This window comes from Streptosporangium sp. NPDC001681, from assembly GCF_040298085.1.
In the GTDB taxonomy this organism is placed as follows: domain Bacteria; phylum Actinomycetota; class Actinomycetes; order Streptosporangiales; family Streptosporangiaceae; genus Streptosporangium.
The window spans coordinates 45,366-56,859 of the sequence record NZ_JBEOZN010000034.1; the positions used below are offsets into that span (position 1 = coordinate 45,366).

Here is an 11,494-nt window from a genome sequence, read left to right on the forward strand (position 1 = left end):
GACCGTCTTTGGTGTGCCCGTTCACCGGTTTGTCAAAACATTTATTGAAGGGATTGAGCATGACCCGCGACCTGAGAACGGCTCGAACCGGGGCGGTTCTCACATTCGTGCTGGCCGGTCTGATGTGTGGATCGATGACCGTGCGCATTCCGGCGCTCTCCGACAAGCTCGGCCTGTCCGAGGCGTCGGTCGGTGTCACCCTCCTCGTATGGGGGCTGGGAGCGCTCATCACCATGCAGTCGATGCGCGCCGTGATGGCGCGCTTCGGCAGCCGGAGCATCCTCCGGGTCGCAGCCCCCCTCACCGCGACCACCCTGGCCCTGCTGGCGGTGGCGCCGTCGTTCCCCCTGGCCGTGGCCGCGAGCGGCCTGTTCGGCATGGCGTTCGGCGCGGTGGACGTCGCGATGAACGCGCAGGGATCGGTGGTCGAGCGCGCCTACGGCCGCCCGCTGATGAACGGCATGCACGCCGGCTGGTGCGCCGGAGCGATCGGCGCGGGCCTGCTGGGCACCGCGGCGATCGCGGCCGGGCTCTCGATCACCGCCCACCTGGTGCTGATCGCCCTGCTCTCGCTCCCCGCGACGGTCCTGATCAGCCGCACCTACCTGCCCGACCCGACGGTGGTCTCCGGCACCGCCCCCGCCGCGCCCCGCCGCCGGATGCCTCCGGTGATCTACCTGCTCGGCGTGATCGCCTTCTGCGCGTTCATGGTGGAGGGCACGGTCGCCGACTGGAACGGTCTGTACCTGCGGGACGCGCTGGGTGCCCCGGAGGCGGTGGCCGCCCTGGGTTACCCGATCTTCGAGGCGGGCATGCTGGCCGGGCGGCTGGCCGGTGACCGGGTCCGGGCCCGCTTCGGCGCCCGCGGCATGATGGTCGCCTCGGGCCTGGCCACCGCCGCGACCTTCGGCGTGGTCATCACGGCCCCCAGCGCACCGGTCGCCCTCGCGGCCATGCTGTTCGTGGGCGTCGCCGTGGCGACGGTCTCGCCGATGGCCATGTCCCTGGCGGGCGAGGCGACCGGCACCCCGGGACCCGCCATCGCCCAGACCGGTGCGATGGGCTACGCGGGACTGCTGCTGGGCCCGGTGATCATCGGTTTCCTCTCCGATCTGGCCACGCTCAGGACGAGTCTCGGCATCGCCGTGCTGCTCGGTGTCCTGATCGCCGCGGTCGCGTGGTTCCTGCCCCGCCACCGCGCGGCGGCCGTCCCCGCGGAGACCGCCAGGCGAGAGCTCTCGATGGCGGCCTGACCCGGGAACGCGAGACGGCACCGCACATGTCGTGCGGTGCCGTCTCGTTCCCATCACCCCGCGTGTACCCCGTACCCTTGCCGGGTCACTTGCGCTTGATGACCTCCTGGGTCAGCTGCGGGACCACCTCGTGCAGGTCGCCCACGACGCCGAAGTCGGCGAGCTCGAAGATCGGCGCCTCGGGGTCCTTGTTGATCGCGATGATCGTCTTGGCGGTCTGCATGCCGGCCCGGTGCTGGATGGCACCGGAGATGCCCGCCGCGATGTAGAGCTGCGGCGAGACGGTCTTGCCGGTCTGGCCGACCTGGAACTGGTGCGGGTACCAGCCGGCGTCGGTGGCGGCGCGGGACGCGCCGACGGCCGCGCCGAGCGAGTCGGCCAGTTCCTCGATGATCGAGAACTTGTCGGCCGAGCCGACACCCCGGCCACCGGAGACCACGATCGCGGCCTCGGTGAGCTCCGGGCGCGCACCCTTCTCCTGCTTGACCCGCTCCACGATCCTGGCGCCCTTGGCGGCGTCGGACACGGTGAAGGAGACCTGCTCCTCGGTCCCCGCGCCCGCGGCGGCCTCGACCGGCGTCGAGTTGGGGCGGACCGCGATGATCGGGGTGCCCTTGGTCACGCGCGACCTGACGTTGACGCCGCCGCCGAAGATGGACTGGTCGGCGACCAGGCCGTCCTCGATGCCCACGACGTCGGTCAGCACACCAGAGTCGATCTTGATAGCGAGGCGGCCGGCGATCTCCTTGGCCTCGGCGGTCGCGGCCACGAGCACCGCACTCGGCGACTTCTCGGCCACGAGGTGGGCGAGCAGCTCGGCCTTGGGGGCGACGACGTAGTCGCTGACCTCGGCGGAGTCGGCCACATAGATCTTCTCCGCGCCGTACTCGGCCAGCTTGGCCGCGGCCTCGGGCGCGTAGCCCGCGCCGGTCCAGACCGCCGACGGAGCGCCCAGCTTCCTGGCGAGCGTCAGCAGCTCAAGGGTGACCTTTTTGACCTGGCCCTCGACGTGCTCGACCAGAACGAGAATCTCAGACATTTCCAGCTACCCCCGCTCTCAGACGAACTTCTTCGACGCGAGGAAGTCGGCGGCCTTCACGCCACCGTCGCCCTCGTCCCTGACCACCGTGCCCGCCGCGCGCGGCGGAGCGGCCGCGAAGTCGACGACCTCGCTCCAGGAGCCGGCCAGACCCACCCGGGAGGCGTCGATCTCGGCCTCGGCGACGCCGAGCTTCTCGACCGGCTTCTTCTTGGCGGCCATGATGCCCTTGAAAGACGGGTAGCGCGGCTCGTTGATCTTCTCCACCACGGAGACGACGGCGGGCAGCGAGGCCTCGACCCTGTCGTAGCCGTAGTCGGTGACGCGCTGGATGGAGATGGCGCCCTTGTCGATCTGGACCTGATTGGCGAAGGTGAGCTGCGGCACGCCGAGGCGCTCGGCCAGCATGGCGGCGAGGACCCCGGTGCGGGCGTCCGTCGACTCCGAGCCAAGTACGACCAGATCGAAACTGATCTTCTTGAGAGCCTGCGCCAGGGCGTGCGAGGTGCCCAGCGCGTCCGAGCCGTGCAGCGCGTCGTCCACCAGGTGGACAGCCTTGTCCGCGCCCATGGCCAGGGCCTTGCGGATGGTGTCGCTCGCCTTGTCGGGACCCATGGTGAGAACGGTCACCTCACCGCCATGAGCCTCCTTCAGGCGCAGCGCCTCCTCGACCGCGTATTCGCACAACTCGTTGATGACGCCGTCGGCGGCGTCGCGATCGAGCGTCTTGTCATCGGACCTCAGCTTGCGCTCGGTCGCCGTGTCGGGGACCTGCTTCACGCAGACGACGATGTTCATGGCTGGTGGCCGACCTCCCGTGGTCGCTTACGCCACCGCGTCACTGCGGTTGGCGCCGGATACTCGGTGCGTACACGCGGGGCACGTGCACACTTTGCCAAGACTGCCAGGTGCCCGAGAGCGGTGTGGCAGCGGGTGGCCCGGTTGGGACGCGCCCGTCCCTACCCCGAGCCTATGTTACTTTCCAGTAGCTTAGCCGCAAACCACCGGGCCGGACGGCTCACGACCGGGACCCCAGAGCCCCCAGGGGACCCTCGACCACCATACCGAACTATATTCCGGTACCTGCGCGCGGGCCCTCACTACGGAAACGTACCCGGGAACCGGCCTGGGGAGCCCTGCCCGTTCAGCTGGCCACCAGGATCCCGACCAGGACGAAGACGACGGTGCCCAGCGCGAGTGCCAGGGTGATCGTGCTGAAGAACGTGCTGAGGGCCGCCCACAGCGCGACGGCCCCGGCTCCCGCGGACAGGGCGAGGATCGTGCGCCCGCGGTCCCTGCGGGCGAACAGGGCGATGCCCGCGTCGATGAGCATCGCCGAGCCGTACCCGGTCAGCAGCAGCAGAGCCACCTCGGGCAGCGGTTCCCTGGCGGTCGCGGCCATCAGCGAGACGAGCAGGCCGGTGCCGACGACCCAGCGGCGGTGCAGCACGACTCTGCGACGCTCGCGGGCCTCCTCCAGCGTGGGCCTGCCCTTCTGCGGGCGGGGGCGATCGCCCGGCCGCCACTCCCGGGTGGTGAGGCCGTGCATCCCGCTCTCCACCACGGCACGGGGCCGCGGCGGGCCCACCACGGGGGCCGCCCCCAGCCGGGCCGACAGCGCGCCCGCGTCAGGCCGGGCGGCGGGGTCGCGCAGCAGGCACTCCCGCAGCAGCGGCTCCAGCCAGCCGGGAACGCCTTCGAGGTCGGGAGGGTGGTGGACGACGCGGTAGCCGATCGCCGACGCCGGGCCCGTGCCGTAGGGGTGCCGCGCCGTGGACGCGTACGCCAGCGTCGCCCCGAAGGCGAAGACGTCGGCCTCGGCACCTGACCCGGTGCCCTCCAGCACCTCGGGCGCCAGATAGCCGGGCGTGCCGAGCACCGCCCCCGAGGCGGTGACCGAGGGCGAGTCGAGCGCGCAGGCGATGCCGAAGTCGATGACGACCGGCTCGCCGTCGGTCAGGATCACGTTCGCGGGTTTGAGGTCGCGGTGCACCACCCCCGCGGCGTGCACGGCCGCCACGGCCTCGGCCAGACCGCGCGCCAGCCGTACGAGATCGTCGCCCGCGACCGGCCCGTCCGCGCCGACCACCTCGCTGAGCGGGCGACCCTGCACGTAGCGGGTGACCAGGTAGGGGCGTGCCCCGTCAAGGGAGGCGTCCAGGACCTCGGCGACGTGCGGGCCCCGGACCAGCCGCATGGTCTCCACCTCGCGGGCCAGCCTGGTCAGCGCCGTCGCGTCGGCCGCGACGTGGGGATGCAGGATCTTGACCGCCACCGTACGCCCCTCGGGGTCCAGCGCCAGGTGGACCTCGCCGAAACCTCCGGCCCCCAGTCTCGACAGCAGGCGGTAGGGGCCAAGACGTTCACCGTCCGGTGCGACCATGCGACTCCTTCCGGTGGATCTCCTCCATCGTGCCGCAGAGAGGGCGATCCCGCATCGGCTGGATGTCAGGAAACACCCATCAACGGACATGGGATGCAAGCTAGAGGTTTCCCATCGACCACATCCGGTAACCGGGCTTGGGACCGGCTTGGTATCGCTCTTCAGGAATCGCCCAAGAAGCCGGGGCCGGCCTCGCCCCGGAGACCACCGGCGTCCGGGTGGCCTCGCCACGTGGGACCGGCCGTCGCGTACGCCCCCGACCGGCCCGTCTCCGCCGGCGGGATCGTCACCTCCAGAACGTCAGGAACCCGAGGCCGAGGCTTGTCATCAGGTCGTCGAGGAGGCCGCCGATGAGATCGAGCACGCCCATCGCGCCCTCGTTCGCCGACTGCCGCCACTGCGTCGTGAGGTTGTCGACGACATCGGTCGGCTGCTGCCACGGGAGGAAGGAGGGCACCACGCTCACCGCGGCCATCACCGCGAAGAACGCCAGCGTGCCCAGGATGATCGTGGTCACCATGCCCGCGCCGGGGCTCCGGATGATCCCGCTCAGCGCGCGGGCGACGGCCTTGCGCGGCTTGCCGCCGCCGGGAAGGACGAACAGCCCGGCCGCGAAGGCGCCGGCCGCGTAGGCGGCCGCGTGGTTCTTGTTCATGTCGCCCGCGTAGACCAGGAACCCCCACACGCACATGCCGAACATGGCGGAGAGCATCGCGGTGACCAGCGTCGCGCACGCGGCCTTGATCAGCGCCCACGGGGTGCCGAGCACCGCGAGCAGCGGGTCGGTGGCGCTGCTGCCCCTGATGGAGCGGCGCTGGACCAGGTCCCCGAACAGGTACTCCCCCACCCGCAGGCAGAGCGCGGCGGCCAGCGCGAACACGCTCACCACCACCGGCAGCACGCAGGCCACCGCCACCAGGATCGTCAGCAGCAGGAACGCGGCCAGCGGGTGGCTGGCGCGGTAGCGCTCCTGCGGCGGGGTCCTGGGCGCGGGCCGCTCCTGCGGCGGGGTGTGCGGCCGTGCCTGGACCGGCGGCGGGTAGTGCCTCGACGGGCCGGTCGGCGGCGGCGCCGGGTATCCGGCCACCCGCTGGTCGGGGTAGGGCGGCGGTGCCGCGCCCCTGGCCTGCGCCGCGGGCGGCGCGGGGACGTAGGGCGGCGGCTGGGGGGCCGGGACGTACGGCGGCGGGGCGGTCCCCGTGCCGGACGCCTGGCCGGACTCCTGCCTCGGCCTGCGCTCGCGCCGCTCCGGCTTGGCGTACTCGACCGGCGGGAGCAGGTCGGCGTAGCCCTCGTCCTGCGGCAGGACACGGGTGCCGTTCGGCGGGGGCGGCGGGCTCTGGCCGTCCAGGATCCTGGTGCCGTCGGTGTTGAGGACCTTCGTCCCGCCGTCGAGGACGGCGGTGGGCGGTGTCTCGTGGAAGGTCGTCACCGTCGGGTCGAGGGCGCGGGCCATCCGGTGCAGCTCCGTCGCGGACGGCCGGGCGGCGGGGTCGACGGCCAGTGCCCGCTTGAGCCAGCCGCGCAGCCACCCGGGGGCCCTGTCGACGTTTGCCCGGCCCTCCATGATGTTGAAGCAGACGACCTCGAAGCTACCCGTGCCGAACGGCGGCTGGCCGGTCGCGCCGAAGAAGACCGTCGAGGCCAGCGCGTGCACGTCGGCCGCCTGGGTGATCTCGGAGTCGCGGATGATCTCCGGGGCGAGGTAGCCGGGGGTGCCGACGAACATGCCGGTCTGGGTCAGCCTGGTCGCGTTGACCAGGTGCGCGATACCGAAGTCGATGACCAGCGGATCACCGTTGACGATCATCACGTTGGACGGCTTGAAGTCGCGGTGGATGACGTCGGCGGCGTGAATGGCCACCAGTGCCGCGCACATGCCCTGCGCCAGCCGGATGACCTGGTCCGCGGGGAGCGGGCCGTCCTGCAGGACGGTCTCCTCCAGCGTGCGCCCGGGGGCGAACCGGGTCACGATGTAGGGCTGCCTGGCCGTCAGTTCGGCGTCGAGCACCTCGGCGACGTGCGGGCTGCGCACCCGCCGCATGGTCTCCACCTCGCGGGTGAGCCGGTCGCGGGCCTTGAGGTCGGCCGCCACGTGCGGGTGCAGGACCTTGACGGCCACCTCGCGCCCGTCCTCGTCGACCCCGAGGTGGACGACGCCCATGCCGCCCTCGCCGATCTTTCTGAGCAGCCGGTACGGGCCCAGCCTCTCGGGCGCCCGCGTGTCCCCCGTCATCACGCCGCCTTCTTTCGTAGGTCGCTCAGTTCGTCCACCACCGTCCCGACGTCGACCGGCGTCCACACCGCCGGCCGTGCCCTGTCTCCCACGGTGCCGATCGCCAGGAAGACCATCAGCGCCGCCACCGCGCCCAGCACCGCGGCGGCGATCATGGCCGCGCCGCGTGACGGCAGCAGTGATGCCAGCGTACGTCGCATCTGGCGGCTGGGGCCCTCCACACCGGGTCCGGCGCAGACGGTCCAGAGCGCGACGGCCGCGCCCCAGCTCAGCGTGTTGGTGATGGGCATGCTCCCGACCAGCACGGCGAGCAGGAGCGTCACCGGCAGGCCGAGGATCAGCGCGTACGGCACCAGGGCGACGGTGATGCCGATCGACTTCAGCAGCGCGGCCGGCTGGCCGAGCACCCGGAAGACGTCGGCAGCCGCCTCACCGGCGGTCCTGCGGGCGTTCAGGGCCGGTTGGGCGATGTCGGCGGCACGAAGCAGGATCGCCACCGGGATGGCCACCGCGGCGACGATCAGCGGGGCGATGACCGCCGCGACCGTCATGATGACCAGCATCAGCACGCTCACCACCCCGTACGCCTTGGAACGCTGCAATGCGTGCCCCGGCCGCTGCCCGGGGTGGAGCGGCAACGGCGCGGGGTGCTGCTGGGCCTGCTGGGGGTACTGCTGAGGGGGCTGCTGGGCCTGCGCGGGGGGCTGCGGGTGTGAGTAGGGGTAGGGCGGGGGTGCGGGGGTGCGGACGTGCGGGGTCTGCTGCTGATCGAACGGGGCCTGCCGCTGCGGGTACGGCTGCGGGGTGCCCACCTGCGGCGACCGGCCCTGCTGACCCGGCTGCCCCGGGTAGCCACCATGCCGGCCCGGCTGGTTCTGCTGGCCCGGCTGGCCCGGCTGGCCCGGCTGGTTGGTGTACTGGCGGATGTATTCCTGCAGGTCCTGGGGGCGGACCCGCTGGGTGGGGATGTCCCCGTCGGGGACCGGCGCGGTGAAGCCCTGGTCGTCGCCCCTCGCCCCCGGCTGGTCACGGACGGCGGAGCCGGGTGCGGAACCCGCGACGGGCGGGGAGCCCTGGACCGCGCCGGGGGTGCGAGTGGGCACGTCCTCCGGGGCGAGCATGCCGGTGGGCAGGTCGTGCGCGGACTGCTGGGCCGCCGCCTGGCGCAGTTCCTCGGGGGTCACCCGGCGGGTCGGCCACGGGTCGGGCTGCTCCTCGCCGAGCAGCGAGACGTACTCGTGGGGCTGGGCCACGGGGGCGGGGGGCCAGGGGGTGGGTGGGACCGCCGGGCGGGACGCCACCGGGGTCGGCACGTCGCCGGGGTCGCCGCGGAAACCCGGGTCGCCGCGGAAACCGGGATCACCGCGGAAACCCGGGTCAGGGGCGCCGCGAAAGCCGGGACCGGGGTCGTCGAACTCCGCGACCGTGGTGATCTCGTCCGGCACCCGGGACCGGCCGGTGTCCGGCAGCAGGCGCCCCACCTGCGCCACCAGGTCGGCGGCCGAAGGTCGCCTGGCCGGGTCGCGCTGAAGCGCGGCCCGCAGCACCGGCTGGAGCTCACGCGGGACGGCCTCGACGTTCGCCTTGCCCGCGGTGATGTTGTAGAAGATCATCTCCAGCGTGCCCTTGCCGAAGGGCGGCTGGCCGGTGGCGGCGAAGACCAGGGTGCCCGCCCAGGCGTGCACGTCGACCTCGGGGCCGGCCTCGTGTCCCTCGATGATCTCGGGGGCGAGGTAACCGGGCGTGCCGATGAACATGCCGGTCTGGGTGAGCCTGGTCGCGTCGACGGCCTGGGCGATGCCGAAGTCGATGAGGACCGGCTGGCCGTCCAGGATGAGGACGTTGCCGGGCTTGAGGTCGCGGTGGATCACGCCGACCGAGTGCACGGCGGCCAGCGCCGACGCCACACCGTGCGCGACCCTCAGCAGCGCGGGCAGCTCCATGGGGCCGTCCTGCTTGATCACCTCGTCCAGCGGCTGGCCGGCGACATATCGCGTCACGATATAGGGGCGGTGGCCGGTCACATCGGCGTCGATGACCTCGGCGATGTGCTCGCTGCGCACCCGCCGCATCGTCTCGACCTCACGCGAAAGACGGCGACGGGCGACGTCGTCGCCCGCCACCTCGGCGCGGAGCACCTTCACCGCGACCTGTCGGCCCTGTGGGTCGACCGCGAGGTGAACCACACCCATACCGCCCTCGCCGAGCCGCCGCAGCAGCCGGTAAGGGCCCAATCGGTCGTCCTGATTCATGGCATGAAGCACCATATCGGCTTAGACCCCGCCCATGAGATGAACCATCGGGCCACATTTTCCGACTGAATAACGTTCACAGAACCCCGACGGTTTCCCGATTCCCGTTCTCACTTAATCTCATTTTCGCTTCAGTTCGCCAGGCGGAGAACCTGCGCCGTTTTCAACCCGGCCAGCAGGGAGCCCGACACCGCCAGTTTGGAGCGGCGGACCCCGCTGCCGATCACCACCTCAGGATGGGCCGCCACCGCCTCGTCGACGAGTACCGGCCACTCCTCGGGCAGCCCGAGCGGGGTGATCCCGCCGTACTCCATACCGGTCAGCGTGACCGCGTCGTCCATCGACGCGAACGAGATCTTCCGCGCGTCCAGGTGACGCCGGACCACTCCGTTGACGTCGGCCCGCATGGTGGCGAGCACCATGCACGCCGCGTAGCGGACCTCCCCCGCGCGCCTGGCCGCCACGATCACGCAGTTGGCCGACTCGCCCAGGTCCACGCCGTAGCGCTCGCAGAAGGCCGCCGTGTCGGCCAGTGCCGGGTCGATCTCGGCGACCTCGATCTCGCCGAGGACCCCGTCGAGCCCGTCGACCGCCCGCGCCACCGGCTCGGCCAGCAGGTCCAGCCGCTCGGTGGCACTCGTCCAGTCCAGTGTTCCGATCGCCATCGCCGTCTCATCTCCCTCGGATTTCCTTCGCACCGAAAACCTTACGGCCGCGCCGGAGAACTCAGGAGGTCGCGCTCAGCACCCGGCGGTGCAGCTCGGTGACCGTCCTCCTCGCCGACTCCATCGCGCCGGCCTGCCAGGCGATCAGCTGGGTGAGCCAGTCCCCGGCGAAGTAGACCCGCCCCGCCGGGCGCTGGAGGAGGGCGAAAGCCCCCTCGTGGGAGGGCCAGCCCACCCAGCCGCCCTCGATGTGCGGCCTGCGCCGCCAGGCGATCGAGATGCTGGAGCGCAGCTCGGCGCGGTACTTCTCACCGTGGATCTTCTTGCCCTGGGTGAGCGCCCGGCTTCGACGATCGCGGTGGGAGAGCGCGCCGTAAAGATCGGCGTTCTGCCCGACGTTGTAGTAGCCGACCACCAGGCCACTGCGGGAGTGGTAGCCGTGGGAGGGGTACCAGATGTGGGTGATGTCCAGGTCGGTCTCGGTGACACCGCCGTAGATGCGGTCGTCGATCTCCCACCAGCGCCTGCCGTACTCCAGCCCGATCTTTCCGGCGGAGACCGGTACGGGCGTGCGGAGCGCGGCGGTGACCGGGGTGCCGAGGTTGTGCGGCAGGCGCGCGAGCAGGTGGGGTGGCAGGGAGGCGATGCAGTAGTCGGCGCGGACCGTGCCGCCCTGGTGGGTCACCTCCACCCCGTCGGGCAGGTTCCTTATCCCGGTGACCCGGGTGCCGGTCCTGATCCGGTCGCGGCCGACCGCGTCGGCGAGCGCGACGGCGATCGCGTCCATGCCGCCCACCGGCTGGAACATGGGCATCGCCTGGTCGTAGCCGAAGTCCATGGTGACGGCCCTGCCGGTGCCCGCGGCGAGCACGTCCCGCAGCGAGGGTGCCGCGCCCAGGGGAACGCCCTGGTCCACTCCCGGATAGGTCTCGAAACCCCGCCGTGCCGACCCTCGGTAGCTGAGATCGGGTCCGAGGTCGCCGAAGCGCCGCAGGAACTCCGCCAGCCGCTCGCGGTCGTCGGCGGTGAGCCTGCGGTTCAGCGCGCCGGCGCTGCTCGCCTTGGCCAGCAGTTCCGCGACGTAGCCGTACAGGTCCGCGCGGGCCGTACGCGCCCGGACCGGGGCACTCATGTTCTCGTTGTAGACGTACGCCGAGGCGTTGTTGTTGACGAACGTCTCGATGGGGACGCCCAGTTCGCGGCAGTAGTCCATGGTGACCATCCACGGCGCGATCCGCCCGGCCCCCGCGTTGAAGTAGGTGCCCTCCTCGAACGCGGCCGTCTGCGTCTCGCCGTCCAGCTCGTCCAGCCGGTCGCCCGCGCGCAGCGTGAGGTTCCTGCCGCCCACCCGGTCGGACGCCTCCAGAAGCGTGCAGTCGTATCCGGCCTTGCCCAGCTCGTAGGCGCAGGTCAGCCCGGTGATACCGGCGCCGAGGACGACCACCTTGGCCGCCGCTCTGCCGCTGAGGGAGAAGTCGGAGGGCTGCGGAGGGGTGAACTCTCTCTCCTGGGACTCCGGGGCGAGGCCGAGCGCGCCCATGGCCGCGAACATGGCCCCGGCGCCCCCGGCCGCGCCCACCCCGACCAGCAGCGCCCTGCGCGTCAGTCCTCCGCCGCCGGCCGGGGCGGCCTGGGCGACAGGCCCCGTCTCGTCACTCATCGAAAA

8 protein-coding genes are annotated in these 11,494 nt (G+C 71.9%); 1 reads left to right on the forward strand and 7 read right to left on the reverse strand.

Annotated features, from left to right (window positions below):
• The first annotated feature begins 59 nt into the window (after nucleotides 1–59).
• A complete protein-coding gene (locus tag ABT130_RS17810; protein ID WP_350956619.1) occupies nucleotides 60–1,253 on the forward strand; it encodes an MFS transporter in 1,194 nt (397 codons plus the stop codon).
• 85 nt (nucleotides 1,254–1,338) lie between these two features.
• Here ABT130_RS17810 and ABT130_RS17815 read toward each other — a convergent pair whose 3' ends face one another.
• From ABT130_RS17815 to ABT130_RS17845, 7 genes are all read right to left on the reverse strand, one after another.
• Nucleotides 1,339–2,292: an electron transfer flavoprotein subunit alpha/FixB family protein gene (locus tag ABT130_RS17815; protein ID WP_350914627.1), complete on the reverse strand. Its 954-nt coding sequence runs from the start codon at nucleotides 2,290–2,292 to the stop codon at nucleotides 1,339–1,341.
• A gap of 18 nt (nucleotides 2,293–2,310) precedes the next feature.
• On the reverse strand, nucleotides 2,311–3,090 hold the full coding sequence (locus tag ABT130_RS17820) for an electron transfer flavoprotein subunit beta/FixA family protein (RefSeq protein ID WP_350956621.1): 780 nt from the start codon (nucleotides 3,088–3,090) through the stop codon (nucleotides 2,311–2,313).
• Between the two features lie 346 nt (nucleotides 3,091–3,436).
• A complete protein-coding gene (locus ABT130_RS17825) occupies nucleotides 3,437–4,675 on the reverse strand; it encodes a serine/threonine-protein kinase (protein WP_350956623.1) in 1,239 nt (412 codons plus the stop codon).
• 286 nt (nucleotides 4,676–4,961) lie between these two features.
• A complete protein-coding gene (locus tag ABT130_RS17830; RefSeq protein ID WP_350914618.1) occupies nucleotides 4,962–6,911 on the reverse strand; it encodes a serine/threonine-protein kinase in 1,950 nt (649 codons plus the stop codon).
• Nucleotides 6,911–9,163 carry a serine/threonine-protein kinase gene (locus ABT130_RS17835; protein WP_350956625.1) on the reverse strand — a complete coding sequence of 751 codons (2,253 nt, stop codon included), beginning with the start codon at nucleotides 9,161–9,163 and terminating at the stop codon, nucleotides 6,911–6,913. The genes ABT130_RS17830 and ABT130_RS17835 overlap by 1 nt, the downstream gene beginning before the upstream one ends.
• 131 nt (nucleotides 9,164–9,294) lie before the next feature.
• On the reverse strand, nucleotides 9,295–9,828 hold the full coding sequence (locus ABT130_RS17840) for a YbaK/EbsC family protein (protein WP_350956626.1): 534 nt from the start codon (nucleotides 9,826–9,828) through the stop codon (nucleotides 9,295–9,297).
• A 61-nt stretch (nucleotides 9,829–9,889) separates the two neighbouring features.
• Complete coding sequence (locus ABT130_RS17845) at nucleotides 9,890–11,488, reverse strand: flavin monoamine oxidase family protein (RefSeq protein WP_350956628.1); 1,599 nt, start codon at nucleotides 11,486–11,488, stop codon at nucleotides 9,890–9,892.
• Between the last annotated feature and the right edge of the window lie 6 nt (nucleotides 11,489–11,494).

Excerpts from the sequence above, each read along its gene's own strand:
- ABT130_RS17810 (WP_350956619.1), top strand. The coding sequence starts at position 60 with ATGACCCGCGACCTGAGAACGGCTCGAACCGGGGCGGTTCTCACATTC.
- ABT130_RS17815 (WP_350914627.1), bottom strand. The coding sequence starts at position 2,292 with ATGTCTGAGATTCTCGTTCTGGTCGAGCACGTCGAGGGCCAGGTCAAA.
- ABT130_RS17820 (WP_350956621.1), bottom strand. The coding sequence starts at position 3,090 with ATGAACATCGTCGTCTGCGTGAAGCAGGTCCCCGACACGGCGACCGAG.
- ABT130_RS17825 (WP_350956623.1), bottom strand. The coding sequence starts at position 4,675 with ATGGTCGCACCGGACGGTGAACGTCTTGGCCCCTACCGCCTGCTGTCG.
- ABT130_RS17830 (WP_350914618.1), bottom strand. The coding sequence starts at position 6,911 with ATGACGGGGGACACGCGGGCGCCCGAGAGGCTGGGCCCGTACCGGCTG.
- ABT130_RS17835 (WP_350956625.1), bottom strand. The coding sequence starts at position 9,163 with ATGAATCAGGACGACCGATTGGGCCCTTACCGGCTGCTGCGGCGGCTC.
- ABT130_RS17840 (WP_350956626.1), bottom strand. The coding sequence starts at position 9,828 with ATGGCGATCGGAACACTGGACTGGACGAGTGCCACCGAGCGGCTGGAC.
- ABT130_RS17845 (WP_350956628.1), bottom strand. The coding sequence starts at position 11,488 with ATGAGTGACGAGACGGGGCCTGTCGCCCAGGCCGCCCCGGCCGGCGGC.